This window comes from Psychrobacter pygoscelis, from assembly GCF_004335015.1.
GTDB lineage: Bacteria > Pseudomonadota > Gammaproteobacteria > Pseudomonadales > Moraxellaceae > Psychrobacter > Psychrobacter pygoscelis.
The window spans coordinates 23,641-47,500 of record NZ_RQRU01000008.1; the positions used below are offsets into that span (position 1 = coordinate 23,641).

25 protein-coding genes and 1 pseudogene are annotated in these 23,860 nt (G+C 42.5%); 19 read left to right on the forward strand and 7 right to left on the reverse strand.

Going from position 1 to position 23,860, the window contains the following annotated elements; genetic code table 11:
- The first annotated feature begins 87 nt into the window (after nucleotides 1–87).
- From lipA to EGV92_RS13090, 3 genes are all read left to right on the forward strand, one after another.
- Nucleotides 88–1,164 (forward strand): lipoyl synthase, encoded by a 1,077-nt coding sequence (gene lipA / locus EGV92_RS13080; protein ID WP_131669757.1) that lies wholly within the window; start codon nucleotides 88–90, stop codon nucleotides 1,162–1,164.
- 230 nt (nucleotides 1,165–1,394) lie between these two features.
- Nucleotides 1,395–2,099, forward strand: coding sequence for a thioredoxin domain-containing protein (locus EGV92_RS13085; RefSeq protein WP_165525625.1), 705 nt, complete (start codon nucleotides 1,395–1,397; stop codon nucleotides 2,097–2,099).
- Nucleotides 2,100–2,383: 284 nt separating this feature from the next.
- Nucleotides 2,384–2,710, forward strand: a complete 327-nt coding sequence (locus EGV92_RS13090; RefSeq protein ID WP_242678753.1) for a hypothetical protein — start codon at nucleotides 2,384–2,386, stop codon at nucleotides 2,708–2,710.
- Nucleotides 2,711–2,811: 101 nt separating this feature from the next.
- Here the strand turns inward: EGV92_RS13090 and EGV92_RS13095 are convergent, their stop codons facing one another.
- From EGV92_RS13095 to EGV92_RS13105, 3 genes are read right to left on the reverse strand one after another with little or no spacing between them, the layout of a single operon-like run.
- Nucleotides 2,812–4,830: a TRAP transporter permease gene (locus EGV92_RS13095; RefSeq protein WP_131669759.1), complete on the reverse strand. Its 2,019-nt coding sequence runs from the start codon at nucleotides 4,828–4,830 to the stop codon at nucleotides 2,812–2,814.
- Nucleotides 4,811–5,377 (reverse strand): DUF1850 domain-containing protein, encoded by a 567-nt coding sequence (locus tag EGV92_RS13100; protein ID WP_242678754.1) that lies wholly within the window; start codon nucleotides 5,375–5,377, stop codon nucleotides 4,811–4,813. Before EGV92_RS13100 ends, EGV92_RS13095 begins: the two co-directional genes overlap by 20 nt.
- Before the next feature lie 12 nt (nucleotides 5,378–5,389).
- Nucleotides 5,390–6,403, reverse strand: coding sequence for a TAXI family TRAP transporter solute-binding subunit (locus EGV92_RS13105; RefSeq protein WP_131669760.1), 1,014 nt, complete (start codon nucleotides 6,401–6,403; stop codon nucleotides 5,390–5,392).
- A 525-nt stretch (nucleotides 6,404–6,928) separates the two neighbouring features.
- Here EGV92_RS13105 and EGV92_RS13110 point away from each other — a divergent pair.
- The 3 genes from EGV92_RS13110 (at nucleotide 6,929) to brnQ (ending at nucleotide 10,495) form a co-directional block, all read left to right on the forward strand.
- Nucleotides 6,929–7,843: an alpha/beta fold hydrolase gene (locus EGV92_RS13110; protein ID WP_131669761.1), complete on the forward strand. Its 915-nt coding sequence runs from the start codon at nucleotides 6,929–6,931 to the stop codon at nucleotides 7,841–7,843.
- 135 nt (nucleotides 7,844–7,978) lie between these two features.
- The gene (dapD, locus tag EGV92_RS13115) at nucleotides 7,979–8,806 is read left to right on the forward strand and encodes a 2,3,4,5-tetrahydropyridine-2,6-dicarboxylate N-succinyltransferase (RefSeq protein ID WP_131669762.1); all 828 of its coding nucleotides are present in this window, start codon (nucleotides 7,979–7,981) and stop codon (nucleotides 8,804–8,806) included.
- Between the two features lie 276 nt (nucleotides 8,807–9,082).
- A complete protein-coding gene (gene brnQ, locus EGV92_RS13120) occupies nucleotides 9,083–10,495 on the forward strand; it encodes a branched-chain amino acid transport system II carrier protein (protein ID WP_131669763.1) in 1,413 nt (470 codons plus the stop codon).
- Nucleotides 10,496–10,562: 67 nt separating this feature from the next.
- Here the strand turns inward: brnQ and EGV92_RS13125 are convergent, their stop codons facing one another.
- On the reverse strand, nucleotides 10,563–11,003 hold the full coding sequence (locus EGV92_RS13125) for a PPC domain-containing protein (RefSeq protein WP_131669764.1): 441 nt from the start codon (nucleotides 11,001–11,003) through the stop codon (nucleotides 10,563–10,565).
- Nucleotides 11,004–11,461: 458 nt separating this feature from the next.
- On the opposite strand from EGV92_RS13125, the gene EGV92_RS13130 reads away from it, so the two are divergent.
- The 10 genes and pseudogenes from EGV92_RS13130 (at nucleotide 11,462) to EGV92_RS13175 (ending at nucleotide 17,867) form a co-directional block, all read left to right on the forward strand.
- The gene (locus tag EGV92_RS13130) at nucleotides 11,462–12,133 is read left to right on the forward strand and encodes a radical SAM protein (protein ID WP_131669862.1); all 672 of its coding nucleotides are present in this window, start codon (nucleotides 11,462–11,464) and stop codon (nucleotides 12,131–12,133) included.
- Nucleotides 12,134–12,230: 97 nt separating this feature from the next.
- On the forward strand, nucleotides 12,231–13,301 hold the full coding sequence (locus tag EGV92_RS13135; protein WP_131669765.1) for a multidrug resistance efflux transporter family protein: 1,071 nt from the start codon (nucleotides 12,231–12,233) through the stop codon (nucleotides 13,299–13,301).
- A gap of 1,111 nt (nucleotides 13,302–14,412) precedes the next feature.
- The gene (locus EGV92_RS14370) at nucleotides 14,413–14,547 is read left to right on the forward strand and encodes a 2OG-Fe dioxygenase family protein (RefSeq protein WP_131669766.1); all 135 of its coding nucleotides are present in this window, start codon (nucleotides 14,413–14,415) and stop codon (nucleotides 14,545–14,547) included.
- On the forward strand, nucleotides 14,544–14,702 hold the full coding sequence (locus EGV92_RS14375; protein WP_423227919.1) for a 2OG-Fe dioxygenase family protein: 159 nt from the start codon (nucleotides 14,544–14,546) through the stop codon (nucleotides 14,700–14,702). Before EGV92_RS14370 ends, EGV92_RS14375 begins: the two co-directional genes overlap by 4 nt.
- Nucleotides 14,699–14,980 (forward strand): GNAT family N-acetyltransferase, encoded by a 282-nt coding sequence (locus EGV92_RS13150; RefSeq protein ID WP_165525626.1) that lies wholly within the window; start codon nucleotides 14,699–14,701, stop codon nucleotides 14,978–14,980. The genes EGV92_RS14375 and EGV92_RS13150 overlap by 4 nt, the downstream gene beginning before the upstream one ends.
- Before the next feature lie 3 nt (nucleotides 14,981–14,983).
- Nucleotides 14,984–15,676 (forward strand): AzlC family ABC transporter permease, encoded by a 693-nt coding sequence (locus EGV92_RS13155; RefSeq protein ID WP_131669768.1) that lies wholly within the window; start codon nucleotides 14,984–14,986, stop codon nucleotides 15,674–15,676.
- Entirely contained in the window at nucleotides 15,655–15,975 is a 321-nt protein-coding gene (locus EGV92_RS13160; protein WP_165525627.1) for an AzlD domain-containing protein, read from the forward strand. Before EGV92_RS13155 ends, EGV92_RS13160 begins: the two co-directional genes overlap by 22 nt.
- Before the next feature lie 27 nt (nucleotides 15,976–16,002).
- Nucleotides 16,003–16,221, forward strand: a pseudogene (locus tag EGV92_RS13165) (integrase core domain-containing protein); the annotation flags it as partial.
- Between the two features lie 238 nt (nucleotides 16,222–16,459).
- Complete coding sequence (locus tag EGV92_RS13170) at nucleotides 16,460–17,095, forward strand: trimeric intracellular cation channel family protein (RefSeq protein WP_131669770.1); 636 nt, start codon at nucleotides 16,460–16,462, stop codon at nucleotides 17,093–17,095.
- A gap of 106 nt (nucleotides 17,096–17,201) precedes the next feature.
- A complete protein-coding gene (locus EGV92_RS13175; protein ID WP_131669771.1) occupies nucleotides 17,202–17,867 on the forward strand; it encodes a trimeric intracellular cation channel family protein in 666 nt (221 codons plus the stop codon).
- A gap of 158 nt (nucleotides 17,868–18,025) precedes the next feature.
- On the opposite strand, the gene recJ is transcribed toward EGV92_RS13175, so the two are convergent.
- Nucleotides 18,026–19,867: a single-stranded-DNA-specific exonuclease RecJ gene (gene recJ / locus EGV92_RS13180; RefSeq protein ID WP_131669772.1), complete on the reverse strand. Its 1,842-nt coding sequence runs from the start codon at nucleotides 19,865–19,867 to the stop codon at nucleotides 18,026–18,028.
- A gap of 379 nt (nucleotides 19,868–20,246) precedes the next feature.
- On the opposite strand from recJ, the gene EGV92_RS13185 reads away from it, so the two are divergent.
- The gene (locus tag EGV92_RS13185) at nucleotides 20,247–20,762 is read left to right on the forward strand and encodes a hypothetical protein (protein WP_131669773.1); all 516 of its coding nucleotides are present in this window, start codon (nucleotides 20,247–20,249) and stop codon (nucleotides 20,760–20,762) included.
- Between the two features lie 162 nt (nucleotides 20,763–20,924).
- On the opposite strand, the gene EGV92_RS13190 is transcribed toward EGV92_RS13185, so the two are convergent.
- Nucleotides 20,925–21,863 (reverse strand): hypothetical protein, encoded by a 939-nt coding sequence (locus EGV92_RS13190; protein ID WP_165525628.1) that lies wholly within the window; start codon nucleotides 21,861–21,863, stop codon nucleotides 20,925–20,927.
- 421 nt (nucleotides 21,864–22,284) lie between these two features.
- On the opposite strand from EGV92_RS13190, the gene EGV92_RS13195 reads away from it, so the two are divergent.
- Both EGV92_RS13195 and EGV92_RS13200 read left to right on the forward strand, forming a co-directional pair.
- A complete protein-coding gene (locus EGV92_RS13195) occupies nucleotides 22,285–23,025 on the forward strand; it encodes an AzlC family ABC transporter permease (protein WP_131669775.1) in 741 nt (246 codons plus the stop codon).
- Nucleotides 23,022–23,399 (forward strand): AzlD domain-containing protein, encoded by a 378-nt coding sequence (locus EGV92_RS13200; protein ID WP_131669776.1) that lies wholly within the window; start codon nucleotides 23,022–23,024, stop codon nucleotides 23,397–23,399. Before EGV92_RS13195 ends, EGV92_RS13200 begins: the two co-directional genes overlap by 4 nt.
- Here the strand turns inward: EGV92_RS13200 and EGV92_RS13205 are convergent.
- A complete protein-coding gene (locus EGV92_RS13205; protein ID WP_131669777.1) occupies nucleotides 23,396–23,764 on the reverse strand; it encodes a hypothetical protein in 369 nt (122 codons plus the stop codon). The genes EGV92_RS13200 and EGV92_RS13205 overlap by 4 nt on opposite strands.
- Between the last annotated feature and the right edge of the window lie 96 nt (nucleotides 23,765–23,860).

Consider the following 23,860-nt stretch of genomic DNA (forward strand, 5'->3'; position numbering starts at 1 on the left):
GATCCAATCGATCGACTGTTTTACCCAAATACCCATTTATAATAAGCCAGTTATAGCAGGCTTACCTTAAGCGGTTAGGATAATTTTATGAGCGATACTGCTATTCGTGACACAGCTACCCGAATCTCCACCGTCCAGACCCATATTCCCGAAGCCAAACCAAAGCCCAAAAAAGCAGTAAAAGGTGAGAAGCTACGCGGCTATGACAAAGTTGCGCGTATCCCAATTAAAGTCATTCCCACCATCGAAGCGCCGAAGAAACCAGATTGGATTCGCGTTAAGATGTCCTCCCCTGCCGAAGTCGATCGCATTAAGAAGACCCTGCGTAAACAAAAGCTTTATACCGTATGTGAAGAGGCGGCCTGCCCGAACTTGCCGCAATGCTTCGGCGATGGTACGGCGACCTTCATGATTATGGGAGATATCTGTACCCGCCGCTGCCCCTTCTGTGATGTGGCCCACGGTCGACCTAATGAGCTGGATGCGGACGAGCCGCGCCATACTGCTGAGACGATCCAAGGACTGGGGCTAAAGTATGCGGTTATCACTTCGGTGGACCGCGATGATCTAAAAGATGGCGGCGCTCAGCACTTTGTCGATGTGATTAATGAATCTAAAGCGCTTAGTCCTAATTGCTTGATTGAGATCTTAGTACCTGACTTCCGTGGCCGCATGGAGATTGCACTAGACCTACTGACAGAAACGCCGCCTGATGTGTTTAACCACAATATCGAAACAGTACCGCGCCTTTATAAAGCCTTTCGTCCTGGCTCTGACTATCAGCACTCGCTTGATCTGCTCAAAGAGTACAAAGCTCGCCGGCCTGATATCGCTACCAAATGCGGCTTTATGGTGGGTCTAGGCGAGACCGAAGAAGAGATCTACGCCCTACTTGATGATCTAAAAGCCCACGATGTCGATATGATCACTATCGGTCAGTACTTGGCACCAAGTAAAAGCCACGCGCCTGTAGATCGCTACGTGCACCCTGATGAGTTTCAGCGCTATATGGATTACGGCAAAAAAATCGGCTTCTTTAGTATTTGGGCTGGTCCTATGGTGCGCTCCAGCTACTTTGCCGACCGTCAGTATTATGGAGAAGACTGCCCTGCACCGATTCGTAGCAAAAAAGTATTAGAAGCGGAAGGTAAGTTTGGTTGTTAGTCTCTGTCTAAAATTTATAGACACTCAGTAGTATGCTAGATTTAAGGCCAATTCTTACCACAGTAAGACTTGGCCTTTTTCATCCTCGTGAATAAAATTATAATAATAAAAACAAGGCTGTTATGGTATTAAACTGGCGAAGCTCCCTCATTCAATGTCTAATCTCCTCTAATAATCTAATCAGCTTTTCTTATAAAGCCGCTACTATTTTACTTGTAGGACCACCCCTATTGATAGGTTGTAGCTCTAAGCCAAACAACGTAGATAACGCACCAACTATTCACGCTTCGGTTACCTCTGAAGCTAATGACAGTATCCAAATCGAGCAACAAACTCTCCCTATTAGTGTTTATCCGCAAGTCATCTCCAAAGACTGTGGGGATGGTGAGGCCAGACTCTTTGATGAATGCAGTGATCAAACTGAAATTCTAAAAAAAGCCATTGCTGCGGCTGACCAACAAAACAAAAATGTCTTGGTCTCGTATGGCGGTGAGTGGTGTATTTGGTGTCACGTCTTAGACCGATATTTTCAGGGGCAGTTTTGCACCTTTGATTACCAGTGGCGAGATAGTAAAGGCGATATTTCAGAATGGCTGATGCAGGAAGACATCTCAACCAAAGACATTCAAGATGCCATCGCACTCAACAATTTCGTCGCCAATAGTTTTGTCGTGGCTCATATCGATAATAGCTATGCTAATGGCGCTGAGGCGATTGCCATGACTGGACTAGATCCCGACGCTGTCTTTTACTATCCTTATATTATCGTATTAGATCATCAAGGTAAGTACGCTGGCACGATGAATGCCGCTAGTACCATCGAGGGTCTAGAGGTTCGTGAAAGCGGTGGGCAAGAGTTTCGAGGTTATAGGCGTGACCTTCTATTAGCGCAGCTTAAAGCCCTGAAGCATAAAGCCAACTCTCAATCACTTTAGCTATGATTAAGACTTTTGTCGACTAGGGCCTCTAGCAAGAGCCATTACTTCACAAGCTTAGATAGTGCTATATTCTAAATCCTCTGCCTCTTTTATAAATCGCAGGGGACAACCGCTCTTTTCTTCCCTCTTATTAAGGGCTGGACCATGAGCAGCGACTTTACCCCTCAACAAGACCCTTGCTACTGTTAAAGTAGTACCTTCACGATTAATAAATCACCGATCGCCTGCTTTATCTGTCACTGCATTATCTACCAAGAGCTCACAGGTAATGTCTTTAACGAGTGACGATCTTTCTCAAGTCAGATGTGGGCGACCTAACCCTAATAAACCCCCACTTTCGCCGCTGGAAGCTGCCGCCGAATACGAGTCGGGGTCTGTGTATTCTTGACTATAAACCCAATATCAAAATAGCTTTGGCTGGCAACCTCATCTTAATACCTACTGACAATTATCCTGATGTGGCTGTGCTACCTGAGCCTTCCATGCACTGGTTTTATAATCGCCGCGGCCGTGATATGGACTTGCCAAAGTACAATGGCTCTATTCACAATCAAGCGGTGGTTATTAAAGCCATTGCTAACGGTCTATACGAAAGAGTCGCCAAGTAGCTGGTCTCTGTTAAATGGTTGCCCACAAAAAAAGAGGCCTATTACGACCTCTTTTCTCATTACATCTCATTACACCGTCTATACTTGCTTTACATTGTGCCCTAAATAGTAGAGGTTGTGGATACTGACTTATTGGCCTTAATATTCCAAGCAGCAACCCCTAATACGATAATCCCGCCAGCCAAATCTGTCATTAGCTCAGGATAGATGAGCAGCAAGGCACCAATAGCAAGAGCGACGCGCATTAGAGGATTCATCATACCTTTAAAGAAGCCTTCTAACGCTGCACTAAGACCAATCACGCCAATCACAGAGGTGACCACTACGGTAACAATATCAAATACTGGCGGTAACGGGAACTCTTTGGCAGTGACGGCAAGCCCTGTGGGGTCTATCATCAACATGGTCGGATTGTAGATAAACATAAATGGCACGATAAAGCCAGCTAAAGCCAGTCTCAATGACTGGAAACCCGTCTTCATAGGATCGCCACCTGAAATACCAGCGCCTGCAAAGGCAGCCAGACAAACTGGCGGAGTAATATTGGCAAAGATACCAAAATAAAAGACAAACATATGCGCTGACAGAATAGGGATATCAAAGCCTGCCAAAGCAGGTGCAGCCATAGTCGCAGTAATGATATACGCAGGAATCGATGGCAGTCCCATACCTAGCACCATCGATGCTAGCATAGTGAGAATAAGGGTCAGCAACAATGAGCCAGCACCTAGGGTTACGATTGAGGAAGTCATCACCGTACCGAAGCTTGTGAGACTGACCACACCAATGATAATACCCACCACCGCACAAGCCGCCATCACAGCAAGTGATAATCGAGCACCATCTTCTAAAGCACCGAGCACATCCGTAAAGCTCATGCGCGTCTCTTTTCGCAGCATACTCATGACCACTGTAAAGCCAATGGTATAAGCGGCGGCAAATCCTACAGGCACTGAACGGGCTAACAAGAATACCAAAAACACAATGGGCAATAGCATATGACCGCGCGCTTTCATCACATCTTTCAGCTGTGGTAGGCTCTCTTTAGCGATGCCTTTTAGGTCGCGGCGACCCGCGCGAAAATGTACCTGTGCTATCACCCCTAAATAATAGAGCAAGGCGGGTAGTAAGGCCGCTAAAGCAATGGTGCTGTATTTGACCCCTGTCGTCTCCGCCATAATAAAGGCACTTGCGCCCATGATAGGCGGCAACACTTGTCCGCCTACTGAAGCACTCGCCTCTACCGCGCCTGCAAAGTTCTTGTGATAGCCGACTTTTTTCATGAGTGGAATAGTAAAGGCACCAGTGCCAACCACGTTAGCAACTGCTGCACCATTGATACTACCCATAAAGCCACTAGAGATGACAGCAACTTTGGCTGGTCCTCCTTGCTTGTGACCGGCTAGGGCAAGGGCTAAGTCATTGAATAGTTGCCCCATTCCCGAGCGCGATAAAAACGCTCCGAATAGAATAAACAGGAAAATAAAGGTTACAGAAGCACCAATAGCAGTGGAATATAGCCCCTCTGTTTTTAGGTACAACTGACCAAATATATCTCCCATATCGTAAGGCCGCGTAAGTAATCTATCTGGCATAAAGTCCATATGACTAAAAAAAGGATAAGCCAAAAATACCAAAGCAAATAGCGGTAAGATAATACCAGTAATCCGCCGCGTCCCTTCTAGCACACACAGTACAGTTATTATGGAGAAAATAATATCGAGCTGATTGGGTATTCCACCGCGTACCGTAACGATATTTTGGTACTCAAAAATGAGATAGCCCGCTCCTAGCAAAGACAATAAAAACCAAATCCAATCAAACCAAGCTACCTTCGACCTAGCGCCCTTTTTAGTGGCTGGATAAATTAAAAATATCAAACCAAAACCAACGCCCACATGGATAGCACGTTGTAATAAAGCAGGCATTGGATTGAAGGTAATATATAGATGGAATATGGCATAAAAGATACAAATGGCTGCAATGAACCATTTGACATAGCGGTTACTAACATTACGAGTAATGGATTCTCGATCAAACTTTTCTAGTATTTCTTGCTGCTTATCTGCAGTTGCTGCATTAGCATCTGCAGATTTTAGTTCAGAAGGCGTTATGGTCATAGCAGGATTCCTTAGCCAATCGCGTCCAAAGTGATATTCGCTTGGGCGCTATGTGAATATTGGTATAGTCGTCGACCCAGTTGAATACACGCAGCTGTCTATCTGGTTTTGGGTAATGTGAATCAGCCTTAATATTATTAACTATTATCGTAGCTTTAATGTTAGAAGAGACCATCCAATCCAAAAAAGGCAGTACCGTATTAATGCGATAGCGGACATAGCCTGCATACTCTGGGCGGTTATTATTATCAACGGCTTCAGTAGAGGGTGTCCCTGCACCGAAAGTCTGTAGGTAGGTGTCAGTAAGTAATAGATGGTCGCCTTCAATACGATAAGACTCTATCCACCACTGCTTTTCCACAGAGTGCAGCCACTTTAGATCGAAGCTCGTACTATCTATATAGCAAGACTGATGATCAAAGCTTAGCTGAATGCTCTTCTGAGTTGGCCACAATAGTAATAGTAAGATAATAACAATAGCGACAGCGATTATTTGAATAAAAAAACCAGTACTACGCATTACGCCGTACCGGTTCTTATCTTTCATCAACGTAGTACTTTACTTAGCAGCTTGCTCATCATAGTATTTTTTTGCACCCGGATGGATGGGGGCAACCATACCTTGCTGAGCTGTCTCAAGACTAATGCCAACTGCTGCTTGATGAGCAGTCTTAAGCTTTTCTTGATTATCAAAGAAGGTTTTAGTGAGTTTATAAACATCATCTTCAGACAGATCAGAGCGAACCACAAAAGCATTCATGATCGCTGCTGTCGGAATCGCTGCTTCATTACCATAAGTACCTGCTGGGATTTCTTTGGCAATAAAATAAGTCTGATCTTTGGCAATCTCTGCTACTTTAGCGGGGTCAATACTAACCAGCTGTAAGTCAAAACCTTGCTCAAGCTCCATTAGAGAAGAGTTTGGTAGTCCACTCGTAAGAAACGCGGCATCAATTTTGCCAGACTTAAGTGCATCAGCAGCTTCAGCATAGCCTAAATAGTCAACTTTGACATCGTCATAAGTCATGCCAAACCCTTTTAGGAGGTTGCGCGCATTAACTTCAACACCAGAGTTCTGTGCCCCTACAGCAATTCGCTTGCCTTTTAGGTCTTCGAAATTCTTGATGCCTGACTTTTTAGAAGTCACTACTTGTACATAATTAGGGTACAAAGTGGCAATTTGCTGAACGTTTGTAATTGGTGCAGAAAAGTTATTCTCACCCTTTATAGCATCACTAAGGACGTCGCTCATGACAAACGCCATCTCAACCTTCTCTTGATTAAGCAGGTTCATGTTCTCAACAGAAGCACCCGTAGTCTGAGTCTTAGAGTTGACGCCGTAGGTTTGATTATAAGCTTCTGTTAATGAAGTACCGATAATGTTATACGGTCCTGATGCCCCGCCAGTAGCAAGCGTTGCAAACTTAGTTTCTAGCTTATCGGTCGCTACTGCGGCGTTGTCCGTATTGGTGGCTGTCGTATTGCTCTCAGTGCTAGAATTAGAGCAAGCTGCCATAGCTAAACTCGCTGACACTAAGGCAACGAATAACGAGGTTTTACGAAGTAATATCATTCATCTATTCCTGAAAAATAACGTAGCATATTGCTGTTACAAAAATTTATTAATAAATACATAATTATGCAATAATACCGGAAAGCTGCCTAAATACAAGTCTAAATTAATACAGTAAAGGCGCTCTGCTAAAGTTAAGTTATCGTCAGTGAACCTGCTATAAATCTACGATAGGTTAATAAACTCTAAACAATGCTTTATTTGATTGAATAAGCCAGCAGCTTCTCAGTTGACTCTCTACTGCTTTTTTCTTATTACCAGTGGCAGGATATTGGTTGTCCCAACTGTTTATATCGTCAATCCCCTTTAAAACTGGCACATGAAATAGCTGATTAACGATTAACTCAGATATATAAAAATATACTTATGCTGACCGCTAGAATCAAAATAAAGGTTTAAGATAAAAATTCTAAATAATAACCTGGACTATAAGCCCCGTAACTTGCCAGTAGGCTATATCCTGATACAACGACTCTACTTTATTTAGATCGACTATATTAAGAAAAACAACTTAAGGACGTCTTTATGACCACCTCTATCTTATCTTCGGACCAGACTCATACCTTGCATCACACTTTTTTTAAACCAGAAGGTGACATCAAGGCTACCCTACTGATTGTACATGGTATGGCTGAGCACAGTGGCCGATATGAGGCATTTGCTCAGTATTTAGCAGGTCAAGGAGTTGCAGTATTGACCTATGATCAGCTCGGGCATGGTCAGACGGTTAATAATACCGCTGAGTTCGGCTACTTTGAGCGTGACTACCCCATGCAGACCTTGCTAAAAGACGTCATTATCATGGCCGATAGCTTAAAAGCCCACTACCCTAACGTGCCACACTTTTTAATGGGGCATTCAATGGGTTCTTTTATCGTGCGCACCGTACTGCAGCACCACAGTAGTGAGTTTGCAGGTGCCGTATTAATGGGCACCAGTGACACTGACCCCCTAGCCAAAGCACTATTGCCTGTCATTCGAGTGCTTAATAAGGTCAAACCTAAGCAGACCAATACTGTATTTGCCAAGACCACCAATGCCATTCTTAATGCCAAGCTAAAAGACAAGACAGCCAAATCACAGTTCGCTTGGGTGAGTAAGAACCCCAAGAACATTGCTGACTTTGAGAATGACCCATTATGCGGCTTTGACTTTACCAATAATGGCTTTCTAGCGTTATTTAGCTTGATGAGCCAAGGTCTGGCAAAAGACTGGGCACAGACCATTAATAGCGACTTTCCTATGCTAATAATTAGTGGTAGTGATGACCCTGTAGGTAATATGGGAAAAGGCATTAGTGCTTTGGTGACGCGTATGCAGTCTCAAGGCTTTAAGCATATCGACAAGAGACTCTATACTAATATGCGCCATGAGCCATTACACGAGGTCGATCGTGAAGTGGTGTATAAAGACATCGCTGATTGGCTATTGCAGCGATAACCAGCCAATGGCAAAAAAGATGAATCCGTCCGACATTTTTTGCTGCTAATTTGCCAAATACTGGTAAATTAGCGACAATAACCCCACCTTACTATTAGCATCTCATTCAACCCGTTTTTATTTATCAGGATTTTTATGTCAACTGAATTACAACAAACCATCGAACAAGCCTTTGAAAACCGTGCTGACTATAGCCCCACCACGATGCCACAAGACGTCAAAGACGCTGTTAATTCAGTGCTTGAGCAGTTAGATAGTGGTAGCCTACGCGTCGCTGAGAAAAAGGACGGCGAATGGGTCGTCAATCAGTGGGCCAAAAAAGCAGTATTGCTGTCATTTCGCTTAAATGACAACCTACCTATGCCCTCAGGTGCAGACTTGCAGTTCTATGACAAGGTCCCGACTAAGTTTGCTGACTGGACTGCTGAGCAATTCAAAGCTGCTGGCGTTCGCGTCGTACCACCTGCTGTCGCGCGCCGTGGCTCTTTCATCGCTCCAGGTGTCGTCTTGATGCCGAGCTATACCAATATTGGCGCGTATGTCGATGAAGGCACTATGGTAGACACTTGGGCGACTGTTGGCTCTTGTGCCCAGATTGGTAAAAACGTCCACTTATCAGGCGGTGTTGGTATCGGCGGTGTACTTGAACCTCTACAAGCAAACCCTACAATCATTGAAGACAACTGCTTTATCGGTGCGCGCTCAGAGATCGTTGAGGGTGTCATCGTTGAAGAAGGCTCGGTCATCTCCATGGGTGTCTACATCGGTCAATCTACTAAGATTTATGACCGCGAGACTGGTGAGGTCCACTATGGCCGCGTACCTGCAGGATCTGTCGTGGTATCTGGTAGCTTGCCAGCAAAAGATGGCTCACACAGCCTGTACTGCGCGGTTATTGTTAAAAAAGTCGATGAAAAGACGCGTTCTAAAACCAGCATTAACGAGCTATTGCGTTTAGACTAGTCGTCTTTTAATCAGTACGCTATAGGGCAGTTGCTACCATAGTCATGAGGTGGTTACTCGGTATGTAATATTGAGCCTGCTAAATCGGTATTTAGGGCTGATTACTACTGTCCTATAGCACTAAGTATTCAAAAATTTATATATTACAATCTCTAATATTAATTCGTCATAGCCACTTATCCAAATGGCATGACGATTTTTTTATGCCATTTTGTATACTAGCGCTCTTTTTGCAACTTTATATTTACCCTAACCATCAACAAGAGTCTACAGGTTATGCCCTCCACTCCCTCCGCTACCCCTACTTCCAGATCCTATCAACCCAAGTCAGGTCAGTCTTTACTTTATGGCTTTATGCTACTGTCATTCTTCTTCGGTGCTGGCAATCTAATTTTTCCACCGATGTTAGGAATGAGTGCAGGCAGTCACTTTACCCCTGCAGTGATTGGCTTTATTGTTACGGCCATAGCCTTGCCGATGCTAACCTTGATTGCGATTGCTAAATCCAACGATGGTTTATTAGGGATGGGTCGCCGCGTCCACCCCATTTTTGCTTATATTTTTGCCATCTTGATTTATTTATCTATTGGCGCGATGTATGGTATTCCTCGAGCTGCCAATGTCGGCTATGAGATGGGATTTCGCCACATTATTAGCCTTCCAGATCAGCTAAGCTTAATACTGTACGTGATAATATTTTTTAGTATTTGCTATTTCTCTGCCTTACACTCAAAGCATTTGGTTGATGTGATTGGTAGAATACTGACCCCCCTTTTACTAATCACTATTACTATCTTGTGTGGATTGGCATTTTTATACCTTAGTCCTGATACCCACCTACCCAGTGAAAAGTTCGCCCAAAACCCACTATCAACTGGGATTATCGAAGGCTACTTTACGATGGATGCTTTAGCAGCGCTAGCATTTGGCACAGTATTAGCTAACGCCATTACAGCAAGACATCAGTCTGCCTCTCAAACTAATAGTAACGATACTTTGAAGCAAAACAATACCCACCAAGTCTCAGCGAGAGATGAGAATGTGGTCCAGATTATGATTAAAGCTTCATTGATTGCTGGTCTTTGTCTGGGCGTGATTTATTTTTGTCTTGCTTGGATTGGCATGGCAATGTTTCGGCCTGAGGGCTTTGAAAATGGCGCTATCTTACTTTCGGTTGCCGCCACGCAGTTAATGGGTAGTACTGGTCTTATTGTCTTTGGTGTTATCGTCATGTTGGCCTGCCTAACCACCTGTATAGGCCTTATCAATGCCTGTGCAAATTTTGCCAGTCGACTTTATCCCAATATTGCCTATAGGCACTATGTATTGATCTTCACAATCGCTGGAGCATTACTTTCTAACCTTGGTCTTGACAGTATCTTAGCCGTCGCTGTGCCTATCTTAGTATTTTTATATCCGATTAGTATTACTCTCGTCATACTATCATTACTCCATCCTTTGATAGCCGAACATCGATTGACCTACCAGCTTGGCGTCGGTACCGCTATACTCTTTGCGTTTAACGACTTTTTAGTTAGTATTCTACCTGTGAAACTACCTTGGCAGGCATTAGTGGATAAGCTACCCATGGCAGAGCTCGGACTCAGTTGGATTGTCCCTACCATACTGATGGCCATCATTGGCTTGTTGATTTCGGGCATATATAATAAAAAAACACTATCATATTGATAGTGTTTTTATCTTTCTTCGTCTCTCGTCATTACCCACGGATTTGATAATTAAACGAGTTAGCAGCTTAGCGAATAGCAATCTTTAACCAGTATTTAGGTGATTTACCTTGGTTAGCTTGTGAGCGAGGCTGCAATATGCGTAGCTCATACTGACCTGAATACGGTAGAGTATAGGCGCCGTTACTATCGACTTCCGGAGAGTACTGGCCAACATTGACCGACTCACTCAGTTTTTTGTTAAAAAGATAAGGCTCAACGTTGCCTCCAGAGAGCGTTACATTCAGCTTCTGACCTTTTTTGGCGTAAAAATTGTACGAGTCATACTTGTTGCCCTTAATCTTGCCACTATAATTGGCAGAACTGGCGCCTTTGGCGAACTTAACAGATACCGTTTTAGCGGCATCGCTTGACGTATTACTCGACCCATTATTTGAAGCTGCCATCACTACAGGGCTAGCCACGATTGTCGCCGCGGCGATTAATGATGCGACTGCAAATTTCTTCATAATTCTCTCCTAACAACTACTTATACTTACTAGAAGCTATTTATTAATATTATAAATAACCACTTAATTTTTATTCGTTTATATAGATCATTTTTATTGGCGTACTACACCCTATATATAAACTAATCGTTATAATAAGACCTTCATTCGCCAATACTTTTATATAAATGTAGCTATATGTTACTTTTGGCAGCAGACCACTAATGGTTTTAAGCTAAATTTTTTTAATAGCATCCAGAGCTTTCCCTATATATGTCGCTACTTTTAGGGATAATCTTTAAATGTTGTTACTTATCTATTCGACCTTATCATCGAAGCCTTTTATACAAATAGCCACACATTTAGACAGTTAGTTAATTTTATAGACACTTTTATATAAGGCTACTCTTTTGAATCCAACAATCTCCCCTCTTCGCAGTCAGGCTATCCCTGTTACTGACCCTGAAGCAGGCCTACGAATGACCGAGATATTCTACTCCTTACAAGGTGAGGCTTTAACGTCCGGATTGCCGACGATATTCGTTCGGTTGACAGGTTGTCCGCTTCGCTGTGTCTACTGTGACACTACCTACTCCTTCAGCGGTGGTGAGCGTCTGTCCCTTGATGCTATTATGGCTGACATTGAGCAATATCCTTGCAAACGAGTGTGTGTCACTGGCGGTGAGCCTCTTGCCCAGCCCAACGCTATTCATTTAATCAAGCGCTTACTCGCTAAGGACTTCGAAGTATCGCTTGAGACCGCAGGAGCACTGTCGGTGCAAAACGTCCCACCGGCGGTCAGTAAAGTCATGGATATTAAGACCCCAAGTAGTGGTGAATCTGGTAAAAATCTATGGTCTAATCTTGATTATCTTACCGCACATGATCAGCTTAAGTTTGTGATTATGAACCGTGCTGATTACGACTGGTCAAAAGCAAAAGTCGCTGATTATAAGCTCGACAAAAAGGTGGCGGCGGTTTGGTTTTCGCCGATGTTCAATGTGGATGATTCACAAGTAGCAGAAGGCGACATTCCTACTGTACCGAATCTAGCTCGTGAGCTTGCTGAGTGGATAGTGGCAGACGCTCTTCCGGTGCGCTTCCAATTACAGCTGCATAAGATCATTTGGGCAGATGCCAAGGGTAAATAATTCAATGCGGACGATTGCGCTAATATATCAAGGCCGCCACTTGGCTACAGCGCTTCAAACTATAAAAGACTTAAAATAAGCTTAAAGGAAGGTAATATTGATTAAACTGGTGTTACTGGGCCTAGTAGCCGGAGCATTCTTTAGCTCAACCTTCATTATCAATGAGTTAATGAGTTCAGCTGGAGGACATTGGTATTGGTCAGCGAGCCTGCGCTATTTGTTCATGCTATTGATGCTGAGCATCATTATCATAGTGCAGCACGGCATCTCACGCCTGCATGAGCTTACCAAGGTTTTTATCCAACACTGGCTGTTTTGGTGTTTGACCGGAAGTATCGGCTTTGGACTCTTTTATGCGGGTATCTGCTTTGCGGCAGATCATGCTAGCGGCTGGGTCGTGGCTTCGACTTTTATGTTTACCGTAGTCGCTAGTCTCTTCGTGTTACGCGCTTTTGGTCAACGCTTTGAGCGGCAAGTTATCGTCTATGCGCTGATGATATTCTTGGGCGTGGTACTGGTTAATATTAATGAGGCAATTCACGCTGCGAGTAGTGCTACCACGTTAGGCACTGCTACTCAGCCTATAGTAACGACCTTATTACTGGGTGCACTGCCCGCCTTAATAGCCGCTTTTAGCTATCCGATTGGTAATCAGCTGGTCTGGCAAGCGTCGCATAACACCAAAACAGTCAATCACAGTCAATCTCAGAGCCAACTTGCAGAGCAGTCATCCGCTTTATTAGCAATGGCTGCTGGCGCTACTACTGCTAAAAAGACACCTTTGCTTCAGCGAATCCCTACGATCAAGACCGTATTGCTAGGCGATGCTTTTAATAAGGTCTGGCTAATGACACTCGGTAGCATACCGTTTTGGCTATTATTGGGGGTTTTTCTGCATCCGCCACTTCCTAGCACCTCACAAATCCTGAATACCTTTTTGGTAGCGCTACTATCAGGCGTCATTGCAACCAGTGTTTTTTTGTTTGCGCGTGAGCACGCCCACTCCTCCAAAGAAGTGGCCAGCGTCGATGCCACCCAAGCCAGTGAGGTGATATTCGCGCTTATCGGCGGCGTATTATTATTAGGAACCCCATTGCCCTCTCTCATTGGGATAATAGGCGTCTTATTAATTATCACTGGTTTGGTACTGTTTGCAAGAAGTGGCTAGCAATTTGGATTTGAGGGCATTTCCCTACTATAACCCTGTAAACCTCCTACTATTTAATTAAAAAAACCTCTCTATGCTCTGATATTAAAGGGTTATGCTGATTTTCCTAAAACGGACAAAAGCTTTAAAAAGATATCAAGCTAAAAGGAAGTTTTTTATTTTTTACTTGCAGATAAGTGAAAAAGCTAAGGTCTAAACCCATAGTTATTAGGATTTTCCATCTCTCGATTACGTTTAGTCAGTTCACTCTGACGCTCTCTAAAACTTCCCAACTGCTTTGGAGTCATAACTACTCGATGATCATTCAACATAGCGTCAACTGCATTTTCCAGTGACTTAGCATAAAGTTCCTTATCATTTTTACTCTCAAGTTCATAAACGCTCTTACATGCCTCCTGAGCAGTGTTTAAACTTTTCTCTATAGTTAGTAGCCTCATTTGACCACTTGCAAGCTCACCTTCACGCGCTGAGAGGTTCTCAATTGTATAAGCTCCGCAGTCTACTTATGAGCAACTTCAAGGATAGATTGTCTAGCCAAACTACATTAAAGAGCAACAAATTGCTGAGTTTGAACACAAAATAAAGCAAAAAAGTAGAAGTTAGATAAAAAACTAACCCGACAAAAGATTCTCATTAGAGCGTTTGTAATTGAGTAGTTGAAAAAATGATGAAAAGTTATCAGACTTAAAAAATTATTACTGATAATCTTAAGGAATTTTTAACGAGGGAGATAGATAAAGAGTTGATGAGTATGTTTGTTAAGAATCTAAAAAAATCAATAAAAACAGTTTGATAACTCAGCACAACCACCAGTAGAGCAAAAAAATCAAAACTCTATTGGTAGTTTTCAATTTCAAACAGAATATAATCAAGTGAATTTGCAAGATAATGAATAGTGAAAATAACTATAATTGATAAAATATATTTTTTATAGAAGTATCATCTTGATTTTATTGTATATTATTTAACTAAAAAAATGCTATTAAAATAATTCCAATTAATGGTAGAATTTAAAGTCAATCGCTATCGTAGATATAGTGACTTTAATTTTAATGCTATAACATAAAAATTAACACCGATTGAACACAGAGCACATCTGTAATCTAAATCCATGAATGAATATGTTGGAGATATAGAGAGGCATTTTGAAGATATAGATAAAGACTTTATTAAAAATCCTATGCTCGAATCTCTAGTTCAAGTTAATTTTGCAGTTTATAAGTCATTAATTCCCAAAGAGTTATAAATACAACTTGGCAATGCCAAACCCATAAACTCCGTATAGAAATTGAAGCTAATCAAGAAGTAGAAATTACTCCTGAAGGTATTCATAGTGATGGACATCCATTTGCTGCAGTTCATTTTGATAAAAAAAATAATATCCAAAGATTCAACCTGTGATTATTATTGCTAAACATAATAGTGAAATTATTGGCGCAATAACTTCTGGCATTATGGGCACTAGAGTAACAATAAATCACATAGCAATATTGGAAAATTATCGAAAAATGTATATTGGAAGTAATTTAGTACGCCTCAATTACGATGAAATTAAAAAAAGAGGAGTAAAAAGAATTTTTCTTTTTGTCGAAAATGATGATTCTGTTGCTAGGTTATTTTGGCATAAAGCAGGTTTTACAATTCGAGTAGATGAAATTACTATGGAAAGAGATATCTAATTTATGTCCATAATATTCGACAATAGTATAAAACAAGCTGGTCGAAATGGCTTTCCTATAATTACTGGTTACTTTGTTGTTTCATTTGTTTTCGGACTTACAGCAGTCAGTCAAGGGTTACCAATATGGTGCCCTATATTACTTTCTCTTATTGTTTATGCAGGAGCTGCTCAATTTACTTTTCTTGCCTTAATTGCTAGTAATGCATCTACATTAACAATTGTTCTAACAACTTTTTTAATTAACCTTAGACATATGCTCATGTCAGTTTATATGTCTAATATACTTGATAATATAAAAATTAGTACAAAACTACGTTTATGGTATGGATTTGGACTTACAGATGAGTCATTTGCTGTTCATAGCATGATGGCAAACAATGAACAACTAAATGCTAAATTTTTAATATCGTTTAATACTTTTTGCCATATAGCTTGGGTTCTAGGTTCAATACTAGGAGCATTAATATCCACTCTATCTGAGAATATAATTGACTTAAAATTAGAATATGCTTTAACTGCAATGATGTTATATGTACTAATCTCTCTTATAAATACACGAGAAAAATTATTCGTAGCTATTATCTCCATTATCTCTATGTCGATTTTAAGCTTAGCATATGAATCTTATTTAAATATATTTATAGCCACAGCTATTGGATGTGCATTTATATTATGGAAGAAAAACAAGGTTTAATCTTCATTACTATTTTATTAATGGGTTTAGTCACATATATCCCTAGAACTATACCAATGTTAATATCTTCGAGTTACTGGCCTGGTTGGCTAAAAGATATTATTGAGTATTTGCCTGTTGCTATAGTTGGAGCAATTACTATTCCTGCAATTTTTATAAAGGAACAGCGTTTTATCTTTTTTTCTTCTGAAATAGTGGCCAGTATAGTTTGTTTGCTTATTGCCTATTACAGTAAAAATTTAATACTAACAGTTATTTGCGGTACAATTTTATATATCATTTTGAATAATTTTTTATAACTTAAAATAATAACAACCCTACTATAAAGTATTGAATATAGTGAGCCTGGTAATCCTCAACAAAATGCTTGTGTTGAGCGCTTTAACAAGACAGTGCGTTAGGATTGGCTTAACCAAGAGCTGTTTGATAGTTTAGATCAGGTAAGACAGCAGGCCGAAGCTGGGTTGCTTCACTATAGTACCGAAGGACCTAATATGGCTAATAATGGCTTTACGCCGCTTCAGAAACTTAATATGGCAGCTTAGCTCTACTTATTTGGTGTTTTAGGTTTGGGGGTATTTCCGTAGTTTTAGGCATTCTAACTTTCATCCATAGCAACTTTCATCCATAGCAACTTTTGGGCATCGTAGTTATTATGATAGCTATCAGCTTATTGATGATCCTTCACTGTCTCGAATAACTTACCCTCAAAATTATAATAACGATGACATCACTCTTTAGTTTTTGTTACCATACCCCATTTTTTGCTGACGGCTATCCGCCATGCCTACTTACTTTTTTTTCCCTGATATTTTGCTCTACTTGCTAGATATGATCGGTGTTATTGCCTGTGCAATTGCAGGTACGCTACTGGCCCAGCATAAAGGCTTTGATATCTCCGGTTGTATCTTAGTATCCATGGCTAATGCTATTGGTGGTGGGACTTTTCGTGATATGGCACTGGATCGGCATCCGCTATTTTGGATGACTGACTTAAACTACGTTATTGTCATCACCTTGACCTCATTAGCCTTACAGATGTTTTTTCATTTATATCATAAGATTGACCGAGCACTACGTCTGTTTGACGCCATCGGCTTGGCAGCATTTAGTGTCATTGGCTTTAAGGTGGCGTTAGCTCAGGGCTCTTCTGCTATTATCGCGGTGATGATGGGCGTCTGGACAGCGATTATCGGTGGGATGATTCGTGATGTCATCTGTAATGAGATTCCACTGGTGTTGCAGCGCGAGATTTACATTACCGCTAGCGTTTTTGGTGCCTGCCTATATTTATTGTTAATTAAGATGGGGGTTAGGACAGGGGTGAGTGAGTTTGCGATGTTGGTGTCCATATTCGCAGTTCGTATGTTAGCCCTACGCTTTGATTGGCACCTACCGTCCATTCGTCTCGTCAAGTGATGGACTTAAGCCCTAATCTGTACTTTGATTAATAGTTAACCAGCATTCAGTTAAAATTCAACGCAGCATTCAAGCATAGATAGCGACTTGTTAGTGAGATTTGCGCATGTTTAATACCGTCCTTGATTCCTCGGTCATCACTACCTTTAATCCAGGCTCGTTATTGTTTTTATTCGATATGATCGGCATTGTTGCCTGTAGTGTTTCTGGGACAATACTAGCCAAGCATAAGAACTTTGACGTCTTTGGTTGCTTGCTAGTATCGATGGTAACGGCGATTGGCGGCGGTACAGTACGTGACGTCATACTAGATCGGCACCCCCTATTCTGGATGGTCGATATGAGCTATCTGATCGTCATTACGATATCATCACTCATCATGCAGATATTCTTTCACCCAAGCTCACGCCGTGTCGATAAATTCTTAAAGTTATCAGATACCATCGGTTTATCTGCCTTTACCTTGATTGGTATCAAAGTCGCCAATAGTATGGGCGCAAATATTCCAGTAGCGCTACTACTTGGGGTCATTACCATCATCGTTGGTGGTATCATTCGCGACATGATCTGTAATGAGATTCCACTGGTATTACAGCAAGAAATTTATATTACTGCGGCGCTGGCTGGGGGGATATTATTCTTTATTATGCGTAGCCTTGGTATCACTGAATGGGTGACAGAGATTACGACGATGCTCACTATATTTACCATCCGCATGCTGGCTATTCGCTATGATTGGCAATTTCCGCAGATTGAGCTGACAAAACATTAAAACAAGCAGCGCATCAGCAGTATGGATACTTTAAAATAGCGATACTACAAGATAGTAATATATCAAGTGATAGGTGATAGAGAACCGCTCAAGCTACCCTTGTCCGTCTCCTAACTAAGCAGGAAATAGCGAAGGAGGTGGCGAGATAAAAGATACTATTAATTGACTATTGCTAAGTCTTTCACCATTAACTGAACGCTTTGGTTGCCATTCCACTCATTAATATCAAGCTCAAACAAGACATGCACTTGCTGTGCTTGATAATCCCAAACGCTGGTATCGAAGTTAAACCAAATCGCCTCAATCGGGTACTGAACATCAGGATAGCGCAGTGACAGCTTTAAGTGTTTATCTTTTAATATACGAAAGCTAAGAACCTCAAAGATACCATCAAATACGGGCGGCACAAAACCATGCCCCCAAATACTGGCGTTCTTCAGCATATCAGCAAAGCTGAGACTGAAGTCCTCGGCTTGTAGCTGACCGTCGGTAAAGGCTTCTTCTAAAAATACTGAAGCATCCACTTGAGCCATTACCTGTTCAAAAGCTGTGACAAAGCGCTCAAAGTTGCGACGCTTTAGAGTCAGCCCCGCTGCCATAGCATGACCACCGAAATGACTGATCAAATCCGGATAGGTCTCAGCAACCAGCTCAATAGCATCACGGATATGCACACCAGGGATTGAGCGTGCTGAACCTTTAATCGCATCGTCCGTACCGGTCTTGTCCGTATTGGCCGGGGCGAAGACGATTGCCGGTCGATAGTAGCACTCTTTGAGTCTGCCAGCGACAATACCGATGACGCCTTGGTGCCAGTCATCTTGATAGAGGATAATACTGCGAGCGCTGTCAGCCATTGCTGGTATTTTGGGGGCAGCTTTGGCCGCCTCTTTTGCTGCGATAACGATAAGTCCGTCATCAGTCGGTGTTTCATCTGCTTTCGGCGCAGTTTCCGAGCCACCTTGTAGCGAGACCAATATCTCATCCGCCTGCTCACGCATCTTACCCTCGACCAATCGGCGCTCGCGGTTAAGGCCATCTAACTCATAGGCTAAGCGCTGCGCTTCAGCCAAATCATCGGTCAGCAGACAATCAATACCAATACGCATATTATCCATGCGTCCTGCGGCATTAATCCGTGGCCCAAGGACAAAGCCAAAGTCCTGCGCTGTAAGCTTCTTATGGTCGCGGCCTGCCTGCTCAAGCAAGGCTAAAATCCCGAGACAACAGCGGCCTTGGCGAATCGCTTGTACCCCATGGTAGACCAAGGTGCGATTGTTTTGATCCAGCACCCCGACATCGGCAATAGTGCCAAGTGCTACTAAATCTAAATGATGACTGACTTGTACCGTAGACTTTCCGGCTTTGCGGCGGAGCTTAGCCAAGCGGCCCAGTAGATAAAAGGCCACCCCAACCCCGACCAGAGACTTACTGTCAAAGCTACAGCCAAGCTGATTGGGGTTGACCACGGCATCAGCTGCTGGTGTCGGCTTAGTGGTCAAATGGTGGTCGGTGATGATTACGGTAATGCCGTCTTGCTTAGCACGCTCGACCCCGTCATGGCTAGAGATGCCATTATCTACCGTCACGATGATATCGGGATGATAGGTCTCGATACCCAGCTCAACGATTTCGGGGGTGAGGCCATAGCCGTATTTAAAGCGATCCGGTACAATGAACTCTACATCTGCCCCCATCTGCCTGAGCACACGGATCATCAAAGCGGTACTGGTTGCGCCATCACAATCGAAGTCGCCGACGATCAATATGCGCAGGCCATTGTCGATGGCAGCATCCAATATTGTGACAGCCGCATCTAATCCTAGTAGCCCTTCGGCAGGCAGCAATCGCGCCAGCTCAGTGGTCATATCCTCTATGGCCGTAATACCCCGGCCGGCATAAAGCCGCGCTAGAGTGGGCGCTTCATTGGCAAGGGATTTAAGAGATTCAGGAAGATCATCAGGCACGCGGCCGGTAAAGCGGGGGGTTAATTTTAGCATGGCGCTATTCTACTGACTTTACTAGTGGTACTCAATCATCTATTTGCACCAGAATATCACAGCATTATATTTGCTAGCGCGAGACTTGCCTCAATACTGTAACTAGGGAGATATTGGCTATAGCACGGGTTTTAGCTAAAAAAATAAAACGCATATTTACATAATAAATAACGAGCAAGGCAAAATATGCTCAGTTGATACAAAGCAATGATAGTAAGACGCATAAAAATCAGTAAAATAACAGAATGAGTGAATTATTAATAGTTTTAGCTGTTTAATTTAAAGTTGGTGTTATAGCCAGCCTTAATATAGGAGCTGAGCTTTTTATACAATACTATTGTTAGATTTATCCCATTTTAAACTTATGAGGAAAATTAATATGCAAACTACCCCTTCTGCTGAAAAATTACCCAATACTATCGACCCAGATTTAGATCTAGAAAAAGTAAAAGCGCAGTGCCAAGCTTTAGTCAAAAAGCGTGCTAAATATTCAGCAGGCGCTGCTGTCGTACCAGTACCATTTGTGGATGTGGCAATTGACGCTGGTCTGCTAACTAGCCTGTTACCTGAGATTAGCGAGCGCTTTGGCCTTATCGAAGGTCGTGAATCAGCCATTGATCTTGAGTCGCGCGATGTACACTGGAAAGAGCTTAAAAACCGTGCCGTTGACTTTGCTGGATTAATGGCCACTCGCGGTGTTGTTAAAAAGACCGTTCAAGGCTTTGGTGGACGTATTGTCGCCAAACAAGTAACTAAGTTCATCCCCCTAGGTGGTCAGATGGTTGCGGCAACTATGGGCTATATGATCTTCAAAAAGATTGCTTTTGATCATATCAACGAATGCTACAAGCTCGCCAAAGACATTCAGCAAAAGCAACATGGTAAAAACGTTTAATAATCTGACTTAACCGTCATCTCAAAAATCAGCTAAGACACTCTTGGCTGATTTTTTTATTTCTATAATTTTTTTCTATACTCTTGATAACTATATATTTGCAGGCCAACCTCACAGACTCAGACTCAGACTCAGATACAATCACAATTACTCCCAAAGCCCTTACTCGCCCTCAATTAAGTCAATAGTGATACTCGCTGCCTTCGAGCTGCGCTCTACGCGCACCAAAGCTGACCATTGATCAGATAGTGGTATTCTCTCGTTGAAGCGTAACTGAGACTGTCTGTCGAGCCTAAGTAGCATATTGAGCTGACCAGCATAGTTAGATATTGGTATCAGCTGCTGCACCACATCTGCTAATACCGGTAACGATTGCTCAGTCGTAGGCTTAATAAAGAAGCTTACTTTACGATTGTCACACCCTGACATCGTCGCTGAAATCATAAGCTTATTAAGCTGCGTCTCTTCAGTGATCTCTTGTAAGTAGTCGTGCATACCGATATCACGATAGCGAGTCACGCCTATATTTGCCGTAAAGATTCTTTTATCGGCAGCCTTAGCCAACTGACAATTGTGCTGATATTCCGTACTTATTGGGGCCCCATCCACCCAATTCACCGCAAAGTCTAATGGCGCTACTAGTAGCTCACCACTGTCATCATAGGCTTCTGGAGAAGGGCGAAAGTTAGGCTCGGCTTGGTAATTGATTTGCCCATCTTCTACTTGATAATTAACGATATGCTTACTAAACGGCGCATACAACAGAACCTGATAGTCTCTGATAAGCTGCTGCTCGCCATCCAGCAGTAAATAATGAATACTACTGGTCGTATAAGCACTACCACCTAACGGCCCTGAAGAGCGAATCTCTAACGCTAGATCCACATTACCGTCTTTATTGAAGTCTGTAAAAATTAGCGGTATAAAATCTATACTATAATCCAGTACGTACTCAGTATTGGCATCAGTGTCTTCGTAGCATCGATAGCTAAGGGCAGAAGACTCCTTGATGCTTGTGGCAGCTATCGGACAATATGTCTCTACCAGATCATCGATTAACTTAGGTGGCAGTATGTGCTCATTATCATGAGCCATTGCCATGTTACTGGTTAAGCAAAATCCACTGGCCAGAAGTAAGCTACTTATCAGAAAAGATTGCCTTATTGACAGAATAGTCTTTGTTAGTAGAGCGGTTGGGTTAGCCGAATGAGGGAGCATATCGGAGTCAACATGAGTTAATGAGTATATTTAGACTAGCACTATTTAAACTATCATTAAACGCCAATCATAAAGTCTATGGCTAGCCTCTACGAGGATCTAACATCTTCTTGAATAACAGCAGCATAATACTATAATCATCGGCCCACAATAATAGCAGCCCTTCTCCAATCCATCACTAAAGAAGTGGGTCGATCCGCTCTAATAATGCTAATATTATCCGCAGACGATGGTGTTTGCTAACATTCACTGCCGTTTTGGCTAACATTGCCGCTCTGGCTAATCTTGTAAATAATAAGGGATTATGAGTTATTCAATTGAGCCGTCCTATCAATCAGCAATCAGTAAAAGACAACGCGCCCTATCAGCGACTATGGCGATACTACCCCTCTCTATCTCGGTCATTCCTTGGGGCGTATTATGCGGAACCTTGAGTATTGAAGCAGGTCTCAGCAGCTTTCAGGCACAATTAATGTCCCTGCTAGTGTTCGCTGGCGCAGCACAAATCTCTGGTATTGCCATATTAGGAGCTGGTGGTAGTTTGCTATCACTGGTGAACAGCACAGGCATGATTAGCGTGCGACATGTGCTATATTCTGCTACTTACCAAGACGCCATCATTACTCTACCCTTTTATAAACGCGCATTGTTTGCTTTTCTTTTGACTGATGAGATGTTTGTCGTCGCACAAGCTAATCAGCTCAAGACCGGCCGGTTTGACTATTGGTATGCCATTGTCGCAGGCTTCGTATTTTACGTGATCTGGAACCTTGCCACCCTGATGGGCATAGTCTCAGCACACCTGCTTCGCAATATCGACCAGCTCGGCTTTGATTTTGCGATTGTTGCGACTTTTATCGCGATGGTGGTACCAATGGTAAAGAGCAAAGCTTTACTTATCGCTGTCGTGGTCAGCGCTATTGCCGCGTTACTCTTTGAGATATTACATATCAGCAACGGTTTGATGTTCTCTGCCCTACTCGGTATGGCGGTAGGTACGATGCTGAGTAGGGCAGCAATTAAAGATAGCGGAGCCTCAACATGATTACCTCTACTTACTTTACCCTCGCTATTGTTATGATGGCTTGTATCACCTTTGCCGTTCGCTATGCCTTTTTTGCTAGCTCCATCAATCTAAAGCTCTATCCTCAGTTCAAAAGGCTATTGGTATTTACTGCGCCTTGTGTCTTAACCGCAATGGTGATGCCTATTATGTTTCAAGATGGTTTAGCCAATAACTTAAATGACAGCTTAAATAATGATTTAAGCCTTGCCAATATCAATGCCTTACTAAGCAGTAGCTACTTTTGGGCAGGTATATTGGCCATAGGCTTAAGTCTGATGATTCGGCAAACTCTACTGGTAATTGTTTTGAGTATGGCTGGGTTTTACGCATTGCGCTATTTTGGGCTTGGTTAATGTGAAGCTACATTCGATTCATGGTGACCTGCGGTACGCTGCTCAGCCTCTATTTGCTTAGCAATCGCCTCGATACCTTTTTGATTAGCAAAGTACAATCGTCTGGTTGTTGGCTCTCGGTAAAAGCGTATCGGCTCACCTTTTGCATCTTTCATCTCAAACTCTGCTAGTAGTCGTTGCCAGTGAGCGCGCTTACTGTCTTCGTCTTGATCGGCATGTAAGGTAGGGGCAAGAATGACCGAAAGATCATCAGCTTGGCTGTCGCTCATTAGGTAAATTAACTCTCGATGTTCGGCAATATGTCGGCAAATACGCTTGATATCATCTAAAGTATCATCACCTTCATCTAGCTCAATAAATAACATGGCAGTACCTCTATAATTAAATTATTCATCTTAATAGGCTTACTTAGGGGCGGCTCTAGAGCTTTATAGCCTTAGAAATTAAAAGTATAAGCCTTA